At 42.8% G+C, this 19,225-nt stretch carries 16 protein-coding genes and 1 tRNA gene; 3 read left to right on the forward strand and 14 right to left on the reverse strand.

Features of this window, described 5'->3' with window-relative positions:
* Positions 1–124: 124 nt before the first annotated feature.
* From GWR21_RS06210 to GWR21_RS06220, 3 genes are all read right to left on the reverse strand, one after another.
* Positions 125–943: a hypothetical protein gene (locus GWR21_RS06210; RefSeq protein WP_162330892.1), complete on the reverse strand. Its 819-nt coding sequence runs from the start codon at positions 941–943 to the stop codon at positions 125–127.
* Between the two features lie 160 nt (positions 944–1,103).
* Positions 1,104–2,054: an MBL fold metallo-hydrolase gene (locus GWR21_RS06215; RefSeq protein ID WP_162330893.1), complete on the reverse strand. Its 951-nt coding sequence runs from the start codon at positions 2,052–2,054 to the stop codon at positions 1,104–1,106.
* A gap of 30 nt (positions 2,055–2,084) precedes the next feature.
* Entirely contained in the window at positions 2,085–4,040 is a 1,956-nt protein-coding gene (locus tag GWR21_RS06220; RefSeq protein ID WP_162330894.1) for a KUP/HAK/KT family potassium transporter, read from the reverse strand.
* A gap of 365 nt (positions 4,041–4,405) precedes the next feature.
* Here GWR21_RS06220 and GWR21_RS31870 point away from each other — a divergent pair, with 365 nt between their 5' ends.
* On the forward strand, positions 4,406–4,699 hold the full coding sequence (locus tag GWR21_RS31870; RefSeq protein ID WP_162330895.1) for a DUF1963 domain-containing protein: 294 nt from the start codon (positions 4,406–4,408) through the stop codon (positions 4,697–4,699).
* A 46-nt stretch (positions 4,700–4,745) separates the two neighbouring features.
* A tRNA-Leu gene (locus GWR21_RS06230) sits at positions 4,746–4,829 on the forward strand.
* A 193-nt stretch (positions 4,830–5,022) separates the two neighbouring features.
* Here the strand turns inward: GWR21_RS06230 and tnpC are convergent.
* The 11 genes from tnpC to GWR21_RS31330 form a co-directional block, all read right to left on the reverse strand.
* Positions 5,023–5,790 (reverse strand): IS66 family transposase, encoded by a 768-nt coding sequence (tnpC, locus tag GWR21_RS06235; protein WP_162330896.1) that lies wholly within the window; start codon positions 5,788–5,790, stop codon positions 5,023–5,025.
* Positions 5,791–5,891: 101 nt separating this feature from the next.
* Positions 5,892–7,121 carry a group II intron reverse transcriptase/maturase gene (gene ltrA, locus GWR21_RS06240; RefSeq protein WP_162330897.1) on the reverse strand — a complete coding sequence of 410 codons (1,230 nt, stop codon included), beginning with the start codon at positions 7,119–7,121 and terminating at the stop codon, positions 5,892–5,894.
* A 500-nt stretch (positions 7,122–7,621) separates the two neighbouring features.
* Positions 7,622–8,356, reverse strand: a complete 735-nt coding sequence (locus tag GWR21_RS06245) for an IS66 family transposase (protein WP_162330898.1) — start codon at positions 8,354–8,356, stop codon at positions 7,622–7,624.
* 49 nt (positions 8,357–8,405) lie between these two features.
* Complete coding sequence (tnpB, locus tag GWR21_RS06250) at positions 8,406–8,762, reverse strand: IS66 family insertion sequence element accessory protein TnpB (RefSeq protein ID WP_262888451.1); 357 nt, start codon at positions 8,760–8,762, stop codon at positions 8,406–8,408.
* Positions 8,763–9,095 (reverse strand): IS66 family insertion sequence element accessory protein TnpA, encoded by a 333-nt coding sequence (gene tnpA / locus GWR21_RS06255; RefSeq protein ID WP_162330025.1) that lies wholly within the window; start codon positions 9,093–9,095, stop codon positions 8,763–8,765.
* 89 nt (positions 9,096–9,184) lie between these two features.
* Positions 9,185–9,307 (reverse strand): transposase, encoded by a 123-nt coding sequence (locus tag GWR21_RS31750; protein WP_394367272.1) that lies wholly within the window; start codon positions 9,305–9,307, stop codon positions 9,185–9,187.
* A gap of 172 nt (positions 9,308–9,479) precedes the next feature.
* The gene (locus tag GWR21_RS06265) at positions 9,480–10,928 is read right to left on the reverse strand and encodes a hypothetical protein (protein ID WP_162330899.1); all 1,449 of its coding nucleotides are present in this window, start codon (positions 10,926–10,928) and stop codon (positions 9,480–9,482) included.
* 527 nt (positions 10,929–11,455) lie between these two features.
* Positions 11,456–11,695: a hypothetical protein gene (locus GWR21_RS06270; RefSeq protein WP_162330900.1), complete on the reverse strand. Its 240-nt coding sequence runs from the start codon at positions 11,693–11,695 to the stop codon at positions 11,456–11,458.
* Positions 11,696–13,959: 2,264 nt separating this feature from the next.
* Complete coding sequence (locus tag GWR21_RS06275; RefSeq protein ID WP_162330901.1) at positions 13,960–14,832, reverse strand: hypothetical protein; 873 nt, start codon at positions 14,830–14,832, stop codon at positions 13,960–13,962.
* Positions 14,833–16,506: 1,674 nt separating this feature from the next.
* Positions 16,507–17,226: a LytR/AlgR family response regulator transcription factor gene (locus GWR21_RS06280; protein WP_162330902.1), complete on the reverse strand. Its 720-nt coding sequence runs from the start codon at positions 17,224–17,226 to the stop codon at positions 16,507–16,509.
* The gene (locus tag GWR21_RS31330; protein WP_202929057.1) at positions 17,204–18,370 is read right to left on the reverse strand and encodes a sensor histidine kinase; all 1,167 of its coding nucleotides are present in this window, start codon (positions 18,368–18,370) and stop codon (positions 17,204–17,206) included. Before GWR21_RS31330 ends, GWR21_RS06280 begins: the two co-directional genes overlap by 23 nt.
* Positions 18,371–18,562: 192 nt before the next feature.
* Between GWR21_RS31330 and GWR21_RS06290 the strand changes: the two genes are divergently transcribed.
* Complete coding sequence (locus GWR21_RS06290; protein ID WP_162330903.1) at positions 18,563–19,081, forward strand: nuclear transport factor 2 family protein; 519 nt, start codon at positions 18,563–18,565, stop codon at positions 19,079–19,081.
* Positions 19,082–19,225 lie beyond the last annotated feature (144 nt).

Genomic DNA, 19,225 nt, shown 5'->3' on the forward strand with positions numbered 1-19,225 from the left:
AGAGCTCTACACATGCACCTTTGTCTATAACGTGTCCTACTTCCCCGATCAACTCTTAGGTGATGTATCCATTTTCACGCCATCTATCGCCCTTTTTTTCGTCTTTTGGTATGAAGGGTTATTATTAAATGCTGCTTTTGCTTCTACCCCGGTAGACTTTCAGTAATCGCGCCAGCCTCCTGCGATCAGTACCGTAATCATCTATCTTTAGCGATGCGACACCTTGCGGATATTCGTATTGCAGATACGTGCGCATGTTTCTGGCAGCGCGCTGAATGACGATCTTCTCATCATGTATATGCTTCCAGGGAAAAAATGGGGTGGATATCGTTTGAATACCTTCGTTATTGATGATAATCTGGGGATCCTTATTTTTAGCCTGTTTATATTCTCTAAACAGCCGGTATGCCACGCCAAGCATCATGATGCCACCAATGATACGGCTATCATTCATCCATAGGTAAATGCCAAATACCAGCGGGATCAGCATGATGGATAACAGGACATAACTGTTAGCTTTTGCGTAATAGATGATCGTCTCTGCAGGGATACGCAAATCGTCCTCGAATACATCTGGCTGATCGAACTTCGATTGCAGCACCAGCCATTTTTCTCTGTATGCCTGCGTGTGCCATTCCCATTTCCCAAAGAAACTATTTTCCGGCCATAGCATTTCCTGAATGGCCGACATTCTGAGTTCATGTACGTTCCGCACATGCTCCAATGCCCAGATTCGCCATCTGGTCACCATGAAGCAATATATCAGCCAGGCAATGATAAAAGACACTAACAGCGCCACCAATATTACCCATGCGGGTATAAAGTGTACAAGCGCCAGCAAAACACTGATCAGGGTGGGTACGAACAACATGGTCATCACTGGGTACTTTACCATTCCGTCTCCTCTGTCAATTGCATCATCTACGGATACAGTATCATACATAGGTATAAGGGCATATTTATACTGCTAAGATACAAATGAACTGATATTTCACAATGAAAGGTCCACGACATAATTATTCAGCGACCACAGCCAGATGCTGATAAAAACATTCCATAATCTTCAGCAGCTCATCGCAATGCGCATCATTTCAGGACATTCGTTAAAAAGTGAGCAATTTAGCCTGTTCGGGAATGATCAGCTGGACATGTAAGGGATTATACGCCTTTAACTGCGCAGGAATGACCTGTTCGCGGTTGCCACCAGGTTTGATGTGTGTGATCACTACCGGAAAATCCTTTAGCGCGTCTGCCCCTGCAAGTGAGGCCAGGTCCTGCAGCTCAGACATCAGCCAGTAGGGCGTAAGATGGCCGAACAGTTGCCGGTCGGCCTGTTCATTTGCAAAAGACACCTCAATGAACAGACCTTTTAACTGTTTTGTCTTCAGCAATGGCGCTGCCTGTTGCCAGAGCAGATGTATTTTATCCGAATGTTCTATCGAATCAGCTCCGGTATCGCCCAGGTAAAGTATATAGGCATCTTTATATCTAACGAAGAAGGCTGTACTCTGGTAAGGGTTGGAATGACTGAGCGGCAAAGCCGTTACCTGCATATCCGTGTTTTGCAGCGGCGCTTCAGCACCTGGCGTCAGCACGGTATACTGATATTTACCAAGGGCTGGTTTATCACCTTCATTGGCAAAGTTGGCCCAGCTTTTCCAGCTGAAGTATTTATCCTTTAGAATATCGATACAGTGATCCAGTCCGTAGATGTTCTTCGTATTGTCGTCCGGCGAATTAATGATCATGCCCGCCAGGTGATCCAGATGACCATGGGAGATCAGGAAACCCTTTATATTCTTCTTCAATACTTCGGAAGCGCTCCCCTGGAAGAGATTGGCCTGTATTGCCTTATTAATGCCATAGTGTACAGTACCTGCGTCCAGGCAGACATACGCGTCACTTCCCTGCGGGGCGATCATATAAGCCGAAAGATTACTTTCGTCGGTGCCGCCTTTCACTCCCAGGGGTATTACTTTAAATGAATTTTGGGCATTGGCCGCCTGACAAAGCAGACTGCCGGCTATAATGAGTGTAGTTAAAACAGATTTCATGCGTTAAAGGTACTTTGTTATTTCCTGGGATCAGCCTTCAAATTCCCGTTTCAGGGTAATGTTTTCCGTCTTTCCGAGCACAAGAGGTGTACGTTCAATGACCACGTTATTGTAGTCGAGACCGTATGCTTTATCATCCGGCAGGCTCAGATAATCCAGCAGGAAATGTATTCTCATGACGATATTATCCCAGAGGGAAAGATTGTTTTCGACGGAGAGAAAACTCTTCAGGATCACGAAGCGGAAGTCTCCGAGCAGATTGCCGGTTTCCGGATCGAAGTATTTGTTTTCAATAGTGATCTCGCTGGTCTTCCTCATTTCCGCGACCACTTTTTTGAATAATATATTAATGCGGGGTACTACTCTGAAACCTAGTTTAAAACGGATATGTATGATCTCGTCCTTCTCGATCACATGTGAGATATAACTGGCCGTATAAGGTTTATCATCTACGTCCACATGCAGGAACCAGTAGAGATCTGCTCTTTTAGGCTGATGATGCAGGATGGAGTCAATGACACGCTCTTCGACACGCTCAGGTGTATCCGCAATAGTAAGATATACCAGGTGTGTAGCGTACTTAGGAATATCTGTATCATTACTGAGCCGCTTCAGTACAGGCACATATCTTTTGATATCAATAAGCTGTCGGTAACGGATCTTGAACCTTCTTCCGGCATACCATACATACATGATGCTGATCAATACCAGTCCTATCAGCAATGTGATCCAGCCACCATGTGCAAATTTGCTAAGATTGGCCACAAGGAAGGTTATTTCGATCCATCCAAATAAGAGGGATACCAGGAGTACAACCAGCTTCGGAACACGATGCGTATACAGGTAGATACTTAACAGGATAGTGGTCATCAACATGGTGAGTGTTACTGACAGACCGAAAGCCGCTTCCATGTTGGAGGATGCTTTAAAATGGATGACCATGGCAATACAGCCAACCATCAGCAGCCAGTTCACGGTAGGTACATATACCTGTCCGCGCATGTCGGACGGGAACTCAATACGCAGCCGTGGCCAGACGTTTAGCCTGATCGCTTCATTGAACAGAGTGAATGTCCCCGAGATCAGTGCCTGGCTGGCAATAATAGTGGCAGCCGTCGCCACCACAATGGCAGGGATCAGGAGCTTTTTAGGGACCAGTCCATAGAAGGCATCCACCACATCCAGGTGCTGACCGTTATACTTCAGCAATAAGGCCGCTTCGCCGAAATAACACAGTAAAAGGGCCACTTTGATAAATACCCAGGCCACCTGTATATTACGGCGGCCTACATGTCCCATATCCGCATATAGCGCTTCCGCTCCCGTTGTACACAGGAAAACGCCACCCAATACCCATAGTCCGCCGGGGTATTCCACCACCATCCGATAAGCATACATCGGATTGATCGCTTTCAGCACATACAGGTTCCCCACCAGATTACTAATACCCAATATGGCAATCATACTGAACCAGATCACCATGGCTGGTCCGAAGAATACACCAATACGGCTGGTACCAGACTGCTGGAGAAGAAACAAAATGATGAGAATAACGATCGTGATCGGCATGATCGGTATATCAGGGTTTAATACAAGCAATCCTTCCATGGCAGACGTAACAGATACCGGCGGCGTAATAAGACTATCGGCAATCATAAAGCTGCCACCAATAATAGCGGGCCATAAAACCCATTTCCCATATCTTCGGATCAGGGCATACAGCGAAAAGATGCCGCCTTCTCCGTTATTATCTGCCCGCATGGTGATAAAGACATACTTCAGGGTCGTCTGGAAGAACAATGTCCAGCATACAGCAGATACACCGCCCATCACCAGTGTCTCAGATATTTGTCTGTTACCGATGATGGCTTTAAAGGTATATAAAGGAGAAGTACCAAGATCTCCGAATACAATTCCTATCGCTAATAATACGCCGCCCCACTTAAACTGATCAGGGCTATGATGCGCTGCCTTATCATTGCTCATATCGCAAATATCAAGATATTTCGAACAGTTTGAGCGGATTATAGTGTTATATTTGAAGGCATTGTATATCCACTTGCATTACGATCAGGGCGGAATTTTTTGACAAACTGACCGACCAACAAGCATCCTTTAGTTCTTATACGATGCCGATCAACAGATCCGGGGCTTCGATCCTGCCGACAAAGGCAACTTTAAAGTGATCTGGTTTGAACACCCTGCTACTACACTACTCTCCTGCTGATTTCCTTCGGCACTGGACCGACAGGCCAGATATTCTCCCGCATTCCTCTCCTGCAGCATACCTACTTCCTAACCAGGTATCCGGGACCATGACTTCAATTTGCTGAGCGAAGCAGAAGAAACCTGTGTATTGGGATCAGGCACAGGACGCGGGGTATATCAACAAAATACCTGGCTATACGGACGGTATACAGGGCCCCATGGAGGTGGAGTGCCAGCTGGTAAGAAACGGGCTTTATTGCGGGAATGACTGGAGATTATTGTTGCCAATTGATAGGGATGATGTGGGGGACTTCGTAAGGATCTACTTCTGGATAGGGGAACAGGATCTGGTGGGCCGGAATTTCGAGACTGCTGGTGCGTTTTACAGTGCTTTTGAGGCCTGGGTACATTTTTTAAAAAAAATATTGGTGATTTAAATTATTTGTCTATTTTTGCAACCCGCAACTGAAGGACAGTTGCTTTGCCCAGATGGCGGAACTGGTAGACGCGCTAGACTCAAAATCTTGTTTTCGAAAGGGAGTGCAGGTTCGATTCCTGTTCTGGGCACTAAAGCGGAAAGGTCGGAGTATTCTCCGACCTTTTGCTTTTTAAGGTGGTCAAGATCCTTTCTGGGCCTGCTTATCAGGGATCAAGTTGAATTCTTGGGGGGAAGAGGGATCAAGTTGAATTCTTGGGGGATTGTCATTAAAAAGAAGTAAGTATCCGGTAGACAGCACCTATGTAATGATTTTGGAGAGCGTTACTTTTGCTTCGTGATCCAGATATGAGGTAGGAGCTCTTTGATTCTGTTGATGGGATGGTCGTTAATGACCATTAAAACGTCCTTTAGCCAAAGGCTGGGATTAATGTTATGTAGTTTACAGGTTCCGATCAGGCTGTAGAGCATTGCAATTCGCTTTGCTGATTCATGGCTCCCGGCAAAGAGGTAATTCTTTCGGCCTATAACAGTCGCTCTTATAGATCTCTCAGCCGCGTTATTATCTGGATGTAGCTTTCCATCATACACGAAGGCACAGAGTTTATCCCAGCGTTTTATACTATAGGCAAGGGCTTTTCCTATCGGGCTTTGTGGAAGTACCTGCTTGTATTGGTCTTCCATCCAGCTTCCTAATTTCTTCAGTATAGGTAAGGAGTGCTTCTGTCTTGAAGCTGCTCGTTTTTCATTGTCGTGATTTAACGCCCTGCTATCGCGTTCAATCTGATAGACGAGCTGTAACTGTTCCAATACATATTCTGCTCTTTCTCGGTCGCTGTAAATAGCGTCAGAGAAGTACCTTCTTGCATGAGCAAGACAGTGGATCAATGTTATATTATTGGTGTCAACGATGCTATTATATGCAGAGTAAGCGTCTGTTTGCAGCGTACCATAAAAATCTTTCAGCATTTCTGCGGGTCCTTCTCGGCCACGCCCGGGTTGATAATCAAAGACAAGCAGCTTGTTAATACTATCCTGATAGAGCCAGTAATACCCCCGATGAGTGCTCCCTTTCTTATCCTTGTCGAGCACTGGTACCGAGTCGAGTAGGCAAGGGCATTTCAGCCCAAGCCTCTCACAGCACCGTGCGTGATAGTCTCCCATCACACGGCGCTTCCAGATTAGCAATACAATTAATATGGGCGAATAAATGACCAGTGTTCAAATAATCGGGGATTGGTTTCGTAGACTCTTACAAGCCATCTATGCGCCCGTCCCTTTCCAAGCTTTCTATTTTCCATTATCCATCTTACCAATTTTAGATTTAGCCAGTACCACAATCCATGTGTTGTCCACTTTGAGTATACACAATAATACTGATACCATCCCCTGATTTTAGGGTTTAGTATCCTTGCGATGTTCAAAATCGTGCCTTGGAAACGTCTTCTTACTACCTCTCTCACTTTTTGCCTAACTGCTTTTTTAGACGAGTCACTCATACACGGAAAATACATAAGTTTCCAGCCATTCTTAGTTGGTCTGCCTAATGGTCGAAAAGTATAACCCAGAAAGTCAAAGCTTACACTTCGATGTGCTTCAGTATGTATATGATTTTTGCAGTAAACTATACGCGTCTTTTCCTCATTCAGCATCAACCGACAATCTATCATCCTCCTGGTAATTGCACCTTTGATGAAATTTGCCTGTTTTTCTGTCGTACAGTGTATAATTGCATCGTCACAATACCGTTCAAAAGGCATGTTTGAGTGATTCTTTTCCATCCATTTATCAAATACAAAGTGAAGGAAGATGTTAGCTAGTAGCGGGCTTATTACTCCTCCCTGAGGAGTGCCCTTTTCCCCACGTCTAACTTCTCCGTTACACATAATTCCAGCCTTAAGCCATCGCTTAATATACATTAGAATCCATTTCTCTTTTGTATACCACTCGATTGCCTTCAACAACAGTTCGTGATCTATACTATCAAAAAACGCTCGAATATCAATATCAACCACCCAACTATAATAACCACACCGTGCAGTGGCTTTCTCCAAGGCCTGATGTGCATTCTTACCGGGACGATATCCATAACTATCCTCATGGAAGCTGCCTTCCACGATAGGTTCAAGATAATTTTTCACAACCTGTTGAGCTATGCGATCTGATATTGTAGGTATGCCAAGAATACGCACACCGCCAGATTTCTTTGGAATTTCAACGCTTTTCACAACTGGCGGGTAATAACATCCAGATGTCATTCTGTTCCAAATCCGGTATAGATTCTTTGACGCATCAATCGAAAAATCTTCTATACTTTCTCCGTCGATTCCACCACTTGCATTATTTTCCTTTACTTTCTTGTAAGCATCCAGTACCATTTTCTTGGTCACCGGATGTTGCTTTGTTTCATAATAATCAATCATCCATTTTACTGTTGTTGGTTTTATAAAACTAATCTGGCTAAGCCCTTCCCTCCACAGCCATTACAGCAGCTTCAATAGTACTACGACTTAGTCCGCCTCTGTACAGGATATTGGTATTTAACCTTGCGGTGTCTCCGCTTGAATTGTTCCCTTTGCACTCCTGTACAAATTCCCTTGTTCCATTAAATCGCCTGATTTAGTGTCCTGCTACCTATGTACCGCCTGTCATCTAGCCAACACCAGGTTACTGTCGCTAAACTTAATTTGTAGGTAAGAAACTGTTACCTGCTTTCGACAGAATAAGTGCGATATCGATACTTTACTATGGCAGTTCACTTTCGTTCAGCTCACTAAATCTTACCTGACAGATTAATTCTGCCTTTTCCCCTATCGCTCAACACCTTTTCCTTTCGTCCAAAGCATCATAGGGTGGTTTGTAAGGTATGCCTGTCATCCCTTACGGTGGGCCTGCCACCATCAATCTAACAGCATGTAACTTTTCATGTTACTTCAAGGCACACTGTCTCATCAGCCTGCAAATAGTCAGCGTTGAGTACTTCTGTTACCAGCGCTCTGTAAATAGGAGTAATTAACGCAGCTGTCTTAGCAAAACCATCACTCAGCGTTGAGTATGGTAGCTTTATGCCATCTCTTTCCAGACGTTGTTGCTGGCGATGCACGGGGAGATGATCGCAGATCTTCTCAACAACCAGTTGAGCCAGTAAGCCTGGCCCCATCATCGATTTTGCAACTGGTAATGTTGGCAAAGGTCCAACAATAATTTTTGACGACGTCTCATCCGCAGATGGGAGAAGGTACTTGTTACGGATGTAACGGACTACATAAATTTCAGCGGGTTTGTATTCCAGCACTTCAGTTTCAGTGGTGCCAATATGTTTACTACCAGCTGGTATATGGTCTGGATCTATAATTACATCTTCTCTTCGTAAGTGAGATGGTATGGTATGACGGCTATCTCTGGCTTGAGTCGCATCTTGTTTTACAACTTTCACATAAGTCACCTTCTTTGCATCTAACACGTTGCAAACAGCAGCAGATTGTTCTGTTGGAATATCGAGTGCCAGTTGATTCTTATCTGCGGGAATAAATCGCTCCTGACGAACTCCGAAAATCATCTTCTTGAGCTGATTCAATTCATGCTGCAGCTGCTCAACCTTGTTGATGGCAGACTCATAGAGCTGTTTGTAATCATTATCTTCTGCTGACGTACTCATTGCAATTGCAATGTTATCACATGTAAATCAATTATTTGTTAGCGCGATGTTAATGATCGGCAGATTGTCGAAAATACCGCCTGCGGTACTGGACTTTATCCATCTGAATGCCTTGCAGAATAAGCATCAATTGTGTAGAAGTAAGCGAAGACTGTACCCCACCTGGTTTGGGAATCTCAAATGTTCCCTTCTCAAGCCGCTTGTAATAAATCGCAAATCCATCTTGCTGCCATTGAAGTAGCTTGATATGTGTAGCTCTGCGGTTAAAGAAAATATAGACATCCCCGGTTAAAGGATCCAAATGCATCTGTTGATTGACAATAGCCGCCAGTTTGTAAAAGCTACTACTTATCATGATTGGCTGAGTATACAGAAAATACCTGCATGAGGACGAGAGTGCCAGCATTTATTTACTGTTTAGTAGCTCTTTTAGCATGTCTGTATTGACCGCCGAATGAAAAATTATCCTGTTACCTGATAAAGATATCACCTCCGCGAATGGAAGTGCAATATCTGGTATACTCGCCTTAGAAGGTGTCAGCTGAATGAAATGTTTTCGTCTGGGAACTTTTGCAGGAGTGGCAAACTGCTTCCTCCAGTTCTTGAGCATGGAGACCGTGATTCCATGATTATCACAAAACACTTGCATCTTTACGTTTGACTGGCTCCATTGCATCGCGATATTCTTCTTCTCCGATATTGTAAATGAACGTATCGTGGAATTATTGGATGATTGCATACAGGGCATATTTAAACAACGCAAACATAAACCCTCAGACTTACATGCCGAAGATGCTGTCTACCGGAACCTTACAAAAAGAAAGAAATTCACATCCCCCTGCCTCTCATAGCGTTCCTAAAAGATTTTACTTTCGCATTAAAAGATTCAGCAGAAGCATTAGTGGCCCTAGTTGTAAAGAATTTCAGAATGCCCGCTTCCCACATTCTAATGTTCCGATAACACTAAATATCATACCCTTGACGGGCACATTTAGCTATATTACGCAAAAAGATACATGACATTATCTTTTCCGCAGAACTTTTATATGTACCCCGCTAGGACAATAGTTTGATTACTTTTTAAATAAGAATGGAACCTTCTACAACTTCCATTCTTATTTAATTACTTATTTCTTCCAAAGATATAAGTTGAATACCCGATCTGAATTTGTGCAAAATTATTCTGGTAATTGGCAATTTCTGAATTGAATCTTGCCCTGCCGAATACTTTTCCGTCCCCATTTTTATTCACATTGAAGGACATCAACAGCTCCAGAGTATTCAGCCATTTGTTCCGCTGTAGCATATATTTCTGTGGATCGTCTTTTGTAAATCCCAGGAGTTCCACGCCGGGGGCAAAAGGCTTGATATAGATGGCACGATACGACAAGGATAAGTTAAACCGCTCTTCTGGCAGAAAGACTAGTTTCAGTTGCGGGGTTATCTGCAAGGTGTTAATTGTATACTCCTTTACTAGGCCTGTTTTGGTGACTGTTGACCCTTCTAGTATTGTGAGAGAATCTGCGACAGGCGTAATGCCAAGCCGGCCACCGATATTCAGATAAATATTGAATTTAAGATTGTGATTGGCGAGAAACAACACATTTAAGTCGAAACCAGCACTAAAGCTCTGGCGCTGATATAATCCGAGTGGTGTGGCATACCGATGAGAATTCTTCGCTAATGATGCCGTGTCATTATCGCCCGGATGCTGTCTGATCGAATCAAGATCGCCTAGGATGTAGTGTTTGTTATGTTCTTCCAGCTTGGACAGTGTAATGCTGGGCAGGATATACTGGAAAATCCCCACACTTTTCACCACAGGGAATATCCACCTTCTTGTTTGCCATTGTGCAGTATTGATGTTAATTCTTTTTTCGACATCCGTCTGCACTAGGCCATTAGGTTTATCGTCCTGAAGGCCCACAAAATCACTATAAATGCGTGCTTCGAATAACTTATTGGTTTCTTCTTTATAAAGCGTAGCATATTGACCACCGAAAAGTGTCATTGAGGTATCTTTAGGACTATAGTCTCTTCTGTCTACTTCCAGTCTATTCTTATAATCCAGCAATTCACCCAAGATGATGTAGGTACGATTGCCCCCTTTTAATGCAGCCTGTGCTTGGGTCATGCGCTTTTTGTCAGGAAATGCTTTTGCGCCTCTCTCATATAAGCGGATTGACTTTAGCTTATTTTGATTTTCAACGGAGGTGAAGCCAATCCCGTATATGTTAATATAAGTTCTGGGCCGTCCGTTGATGAGGATGGTGGCTGAGATATTTTCTATATAACCGTTATTAAATTCGATATCAACATCCTGAACGCTGATGTCCTCTGAACTAACGATTTTTTCTTTTTTCGTAGCACTGTCAATATAAGAAATATAAAATTTTATCTGACTGGATATACTCAGCCTGCCAGCTTCCGGTGCGGCACTTGGTTGTTGTAAGGGCCTGATGGCAATGAGCTGGAACCACAGATTATTACCTTCTTTAAGTATCAGGTCCTTTTCAGGATCAGTACAGGTAAACCCATTGATGCGCAGAAAATTCCGTTGGAATACAGCCATGAAAAAAGTGACATCTGTTCCTGAGTAATTATATTCTACCCTCTTTGTGGCATCTGCGATGTCAATAATAGTAATTTTAATGGAGTTATCTGTGTCAAACGTGCCAGTATAAGTAAAACTGCCATTACCGATCGCAAGCGTTTTTGAATAGCTTTGAGGTAGTGACGCGAGTGAACGTCTCTGCAGATCATTCCAGAGAATATTGGCTTCATTGTTCAGTTTCGCAGCATCTACTGATCCACAGGTAAGTGACGGGAGTTTATTGAATTCTGAAGAAAAAAGCCGTTTAAAGGTCTCTACATCGGTTCCAATATATGGAAATGTCCTTTGTCTGGCGGCATTGCTATTATCTGCTATATTAACCCGTATGGATTTGTCAGGTTGTGTGGTTGCTGTATACGTGAAAAACTCTCCGCACACAGTAAATGTCTTCGAAACCTGGGCCTGAGCTGAAAAGGAGAGAAGAAAGGAAATGAACAGGATAATACAATATCTCATTGTAATGTTTTGGGATTAGTAAAAAGATTTTAGCATGGTTCGTCAGTATTCATCCATGCAGACTGGCCGTTGCCGATATCAAAACATCTTTGCGCCACACCGTTTTTACATCTTACATCTCCCGGTATACACTGGCCGAAAGCAGCAACTTCTTTGGGCAGCACATTTTTGATCTCATTTTTTTCTATTGGAGTAGCCGTAAATTCATGATCGTCTATGCTATATGTGATAGACACGATCTTAATTTTTTTTGTGTTGAATTTTGCCATGTTTTGTAGTTTTTGACAGATAGTCATTATTTGTTTACCGTACAAAACAATCTGACAGCGTATTGAGGCACAAGTGTGATTGCCGGGGGTGATTGCTTTGTTTAGCATAGACAGTGACTTAAAAGCGTTCCAAATAGTAAAGTTGGTCGAAATATTATTAGCAGAAAATACCAACTACTTTGTATTTTTCTTCTTCCGTCCCCATTCTGCCTTGTTGATTTGAATTATCAATTATCTTAGAACAGACATTACGCCATTCTATACATGTAAAACAATATGTTTATATATTGCTATCCTCAAAATGAGATACTTTTCTGTTGATCTATTCTATTTCTATGCAAACAGTCTTCGCAAAAAAAATCTCAAAAGACCTGAAACAGGTATCTCCTAATGGCAATACATACCAAGGTATGGTAAGTAACGCTTTCATCACTGTTAAAAGGGCCAGCATTCTCCGGTATATGTTAGACCGGGGTTAGACAACATCTTTGACATAGGGGGACTTGCTATTAAAATAGCAAATATGCCATGTTGTATTATAATAAATTACTAATACAATGTAAAACGCAAAATATATCAGGATTTTACATTGTATTTAAGTAATATTTACCAAAAAAAACTTATCAATATAGTATTGAAATTACTAGCAGTCCGCAACTGCGCCTGCTGAACTTTATACTTAATTTGTGAGAACCATTCTTTGTATACTTTGTCCATAAAAACTACCTCGTGAAACTTCAGGATGAATTGATTGCAGGGATAGAGGAAAAAAGGTACTGGAACTTCAATCGGATGGGAACCTTCTGTTTAAATTAGACAACTCACTTCAGATGGATTTCTTAATAGCTGTTGCAGCAGCATTGAATATCCACTTTTAGAATGGAGTTGTAAGACTCGCATGTGATAGTTACTTTCCCTTTTGCTATGTAAATACGTCAAGAGGGATTAACAGACACAGCCACTACATAGCCTAAGAAAAAAGTCCTAAAAGGCTTAAAATCAATCCCCTTCCCTTAATAACAGTATACCAAACCTATCAATATCAAAAGAGCTTTTTTTATAGTTTGGCTGCAATTGTAAAAGAGCCAATGAATGCCCGGGGGCTTTCATATCTTGACATACTTATAATCCTTAAGAAAGCTTATGCACTCAACTTATTCAAAATCAACACAAGTTGGTTCGAAAACGTTCTGCTACTGGGCACTAAAGTGGAAAGGTCGGAGATATCTCCGACCTTTCCGCTTTTTAGGTGCATGCTCACTTCTCTGGACAGTTCTTCTACTGCCTGGTGTTGGGATTTGCCCAGCCTGGATGTTAGTTAGCGCTTCTCCCGGATACATCCCTGCCCGGGCCGCTATGTGCGTCTCTACTATAACACTTCTTTCATGTCTCTGGTACATTTAGTGTTACTAAGATGGTAGTTCCGTAAACAGACATCGCCCTTCCTTACTAAGTGGCTTTGATAAAGCTAATTCCCACCCTTCTAACGGTACTATGAGGATGCCAAGACAGCCTTCGTCCTTTTCGTTACCTCCAATTTCTCCCGGTTCGGATATCTCCCCATATCATCTTTTCTTAGCGCTTAACAAGGTGACGACACAGAGCCTGTAAGCACGGTGGATTATTCTTGTTCAGTCAATCCAATGAATCGACTTCCGTTTGGAGACGTTATGCACTCCTGTGTTCCTGTATCACCCAGGTCTGCCTTTGACATGTTCTTGGACCCCTGTCGAATCGTCCCACTTGTCTATTGCGCAGGTTTGATGTTGCCTTAGCTTAGAACGGCTAAAGCTTCAATATACAGAAGCGTTTCGAGGCTCAATAGCACACTTTCAGCAGTCGCTGTCTACGCTTCGTGCCATCATCTCTGACAACTACGCAAGACGCGCTTCCGATGGTTCACCAAACCTTGTCTGACAGGATTGGCTACCTGTAAGGTAATTTCGAGGTATTTCATAAAAAAATGCCCACCCCACGGACCTAACACAGCACAATCGTAGAGGCTCCGCTACTGGCACATAAATAACAAATCCGCCCTAATAGCGGATCTGCTATTTTATATTAACTGGAGATCTCGGATACGTCTTTTATAATCAATATGAAAACGATGCGATCAATATAAAAATGAATATAAACCCTAATCTAACACTTAAAAAATCATCTGCTCAATGACGGAAACGCAAATCCCAAAAGTAAAACTCCGCTAATTTGACTAGTCTTGAATGTCCAGGGCGCATCCTGCACATTCAGGTAAAACGTTATCACTAATGTTTTGCCATAGCCTGCTGGCTCTGACCTGCACAATGCCAGTTCACACTTACGCTCAATGTATCGCTGGGATACCACAGCGTGGTATTATAGCTGGTCACATACCCATCGCTATTGATCTGCTGGTCAAAGAAGTACCTGTCATACTCCGGGTACTGATAGGCATTATTTGCCCTGATGAGTTTATGATGCGGATGCATGTCCAACAGCCCCATGTGCCGCAGTAGTTCCAGTTCTGTGAAGTGACCATACCAACTGTCGATAAAATATACGCCGTTGGTGATAGGCTTAGAATAATCATAGGTCAGCTCCAGCATCAGGGTGCTGTTATTATTACGTAGATATTGCTTCACATTCCCATGCTGGTCATACCTGATGGTATAGTCCCAGTTCTGTTCAGGATTAAAATAACTTACCAGCTGCCCTTTATTATTATAGGCATAGGTCTTATGCCAAGTGAACCCGCCTATCATAGGATCGGTGTAAAAGGTCTCTACCGGCTGTCCCTTGCTGTTCAGAATGACAGTAAAGGCGGTATCCTTGCTAGTGGAGTCCAGCAGAAAGGCTTTATTGCCCATGCGGCCGCCATTCATATAACTATGCGGATAAACCGGCGTTGGGCTGTCAGCAAGAATGAATATAGAATAATAGAACTCCTGCCAGCTATATGTTTTAAAGAACTGGTACTGGCGGCCAAACACGAACTGGCCTGGTTGATTGTAATACCATATTGACAAACTCTGGGCATCGCAATTACAGGGTTTATTACCGGGACCAGGCCACGGGAGATCGTCTTTATGACAGGCAGCCAGCAATGAAATGAAGATGCATACAAACAGTATGCGGCACAAGTAAATTGATCTTTGCATGATAGGGGTTTTATGTAATTGATTAAATAAGAAAGGATGCGAATGGGTTGTCCGTTAATAAGCAGATTCTACATCGGCATGCGATGCCAACAATCACCATTATTCTTAACAAATAATGGCTCACCCTAAAAAAGGAAAAGCCAGGTAGCTTATCAAATAAGGGCTGTCACTATTGTACAGACATTGAAAACTAGTTCTTTATTCAGATCGCTGCAATTGATATTACCTGGAATTGACTAAGTAACGGGTAAAACCGTGGACATCACACCTTAAGAAGGCGTCAAGATTAACAAGACCCAATCGCTATTCCCTTCAGGACTTTTCTATAGAGTTAACTGTGCACGAATATAGGACACAATCTTCAATTATCTATGCTTCTTACAAGGTATATGAACATCCCGGTCGAAAAATCGAGCGTAGCAAGCTGCCCGTTCCTAACCATAAAGGATTTTTGCCGAAGAATTACATAGCTCTTTTATATAGGCCTACACTGATGTCGCGCAATGTAGTGACCTGGGTACCCGTCTGCTAGCGGAGTTTAAGCAGCATATCCTACCATGAAAATCCTTTTCCCTCAGGAATAATTATCTGTTACCCCTCTCAGCAAAATTCACTATTTCTATAATTCCCTCTTATTCAAATCGCACCATGGCTTTTGTTCCAATGTATTCAGTATTGACTGATACTAACCGGATGACGTACCCATTCATGGAATCCTCAGGACACATTAACCACTTGAATTGGAAAGGAACATTAAGAACGTCATTACATTATTATATTTTCGCGTAAGATGCTACAGTAACAGCATAGATCAGATTAAAATTCTTAGTTTTTTTACAAGTGAATATCTTATGAGTAGGACAATATTTGACAAATATCATGATAGCACAATGTTATTTGTTTATATTTTATCATATACCTTATGTTCCTGCAACTTTCAAAGACACAGTGTCCCCAAGGAAAATATGCCGAACACATTATTGAATAAATATACTAGGTCAGTCAGTAAGGGAGAAGATAGCAGTACTCAGATATTACAACTTATTGCGGAACGAAAGGAAATTCCAATTTCACAGTTAAACCGATATTTCAGCTTTGATTCATTATATCTCAAACGGGCTCCTTATGTAACCTGATTTGGCGTATATAAAATTAATGATAGTGTGTCGGTGGCTTACATCGATTGTTTTGGAGGTCACTGTGGAGACAGATTTATTATTACGGTTAACACGAGAACATTGAATGAGATAAGCAAAATGCAGATCGCTAGTTTTTGTGATGCAGATTATATAATGAAAGATACTTTAATTGCAGATTTTTATGAGACAGATTCGACATTTGAGACTAAAACATCTTACCACCTCAGAGTTGGAAGAGAAATTGATACTGTTGTTAGCCGTCTTTGGAAGATAGACCAACGGGGTATCATTTCATTAGCGAAAAGAAATCGCTAATAGATTTAGAGTAGGGTGATCATTGTTAATGTGTAATAGCTATTACATGTTCTTGTAGTTATGAAATACTGTTACACATTTTTTTCCAGCAGGAGTATACCATGCGAAGTTAATGGGCGCCGCAGCATCTTTTACAGGGTTTTCACAGATAATCTGTTAACTAAGTCATACAACTAGTGTTCATCGATTCAAATGTTCTATCGTCGACCAAATTCGGGACTCAGGCACCCATATCCAGGGTTTTAAGTACCTGCTGCCTAAAAAGTTTTCCGATCGGCACAAGACCGCCTGCAATTTGGATTTCCTCCACGGAAAATGATTCTATCTTATCGATAGCCACAATAAAGGAGCGATGCACTCGCAGGAAGGCTGCTGCTGGTAACATGGCCTCGAGGGCTACCAGCGCATACTTGGTGATTACCGGTCCCTTAACCGTATGAATCTTTACATAGTCTTTGAGGCTCTCCACATAGAGAATATCATTCAGAAAAACCTTTACCATTTTTCTGTCCGCACGGAAATACAGAAATCCGTGGTTGGTTGCTAACGCTGGCTCACTGGTCAACGGTACCTCTTTTTCTGGTAATGCCTTCATGACAGATTTTAAAAAGCGTTCGAACCGGATCGGTTTTACGAGGTAGTCAACTACGGATAGCTCAAACGCCTCCACAGCGTACTGGTCATAAGCCGTCGTGAGCACAATTTTAGGTGGATGTTGCAACGTCCTGATCAGCTCCATACCACTCATCTGCGGTAACTGTATATCAAGGAAGAGCAGATCAATCTGCTGTTCACGCAGTACCGTAATAACCTGCAAAGCATTACTGCATTCTCCTGCCATTTCTAAAAATGGGATCTGTTCGATATACCGGCGAATGACCTCCCTGGCTGGAGGCTCGTCATCTATCACCAGGCATTTAAATTTCTTTTGCGGCTCCATAAGCAAACGGCTTTTCACTGGCATAACTGGCTATATCCAGTGTCATCTTTAAATTAACAATGTACATTTCTTCGAGGTCGTCTATCTGCAGATCATGTGTTCCAGGATACAACAGCTGTAAACGCTGCCGGACATTCATAATACCAATGCCAGCTGCGGGAGTGTGAGCGCTGGCACATTTGCCGTTGATCAGTTTCATGCTTAGTTCCAGACCCGTTATATTGATATGCATGCTGATCCATGGTTGTTCTACCATTTTACTTGCACCATGTTTAAATGCATTCTCAAGGAAGGGTAACAGGATCAATGGCGCTATGAACAAATGCCCACCCTGTTGAGGTAATTGCAGGGATATGTCAAGCTGATGATCATAACGAACTGTTTCGAGTTCAAGATAATCACGGGTCATTTTCAGCTCTTTGTCCAATGGCACTATTGGTTTATCGCAATCATATAACATATACCGTAAAAGTTCCGAAAGCCCCATGATCATGCCAGATGCTTTCGCAGAAACGTCTTGCGTAAGAGAGTATACATTATTAAGTGTATTGAAAAGAAAGTGCGGATGCAACTGCGCTTTCAGCATCTGTAGTTCTATTTTTGTTCTTTCCTTTTCCAATATCAGCGCGGCCTGTTGTTTCTCAAAAAAACATTTTAACAATTTAACAGCCGCTGCTACTCCTCCAATGGTAATACTACCACGGAGTCCAGCCAACATGGCCACGCCAATCTGGACATAAAAAGGAGGATGCGCTTCTTTAGCCAATACCGGAGACAAGCGATCGGCTACCAGGTGCCTGAATGCATCAACTACGGTTACTGACAAAAAAGCCGCAAACGTAGCGGTGAGCAGCACCAGCACAAGCGAACCTATTATCGCCATCACATAGCGCCCTGGCAATACCAGTTTCGGAATAACAAGGTACATCAGCGAATAGGCCAGGAATATGCTCGGAAGAAGAAATAGAAAAGCTTCCGGAAAAGTAATGACAATACGCCGCCAGAACGTTTGTTGTTGTAAAATCGCCGACGGAGTAAAAGAGTATAGCAGTAACTGAAATAAAAACCAAAGGACCCAGAAACACAGATGCCGGGCATAACGCCATTTGCGCTCATGGGAGAAGAAAAAAGGCAGTTGCAGCATCCGCTTGAGGTTTATACTAATATACGAAATGCCGTAACATTTCAGGATCTTGTTCGACCAAGCTCACCTCGTGGTGTCACAAAATCATTTTATCGTCGATGAACGGATTCAACCGCACCTTTGCTGTAGCTCGTCTATTTTTACTTTTATAGGTAGCAGAACGGCTTACTTTTGGGGAAAATACGCATTCTCATGAAAAAAATAGTGACCGCCTCCATCGCCATTCTCTCCTGCTACAGCCTGTATGCACAAACAGACACTACCAGCTTCCCAGAGGAACGACAGGCAGTCCGGCAGTTGATGCATGAAAGCAAGCCCGGCACCCGTATAGATTGTAACGATTTCATCGCGGTAGGTCCTAAGGGAGATATCTCCTTTTCCTTCAGCGAATGGAAAGCCGCACAAATAAAACAGAAAGTAGTATTCAAATCTGTAGTATCCCTACCGGGCCATGAGTTTATACGTATCTACGATGGAAATACGGCGGTCGTCAATTTCCTGGCAAATGTACATCTGGTAGTTGATGGCCAGGATGTCCGCATTAAAGTACGCCGGCTCGAAGTTTATCATAAAAGTACGGCTGGCTGGTGCCGTGTAGCCGGGCAGGGAACGATCGTGGATGAAATGCTGTTTCCGGTTGAAAGAGACAAACAGGAGGTGACTCATTACCCTAACTTAACAAAGCAGCCTACGGAATATACGGCCCCTTAGTCTCGCCCCACCCCCACTTAGGCATTGGGATATTTACATCCTCATTGCTTACATGCTCCTGTGAATTTATTACCGCTATCCGAGTACCCCACTCTATGTAAGCCACGAAAGCAGAGCGGAACTCAGGATAGCTAGCCTTTTTTC

The organism is Chitinophaga agri (assembly GCF_010093065.1).
Classification (GTDB): Bacteria; Bacteroidota; Bacteroidia; order Chitinophagales; family Chitinophagaceae; genus Chitinophaga; species Chitinophaga agri.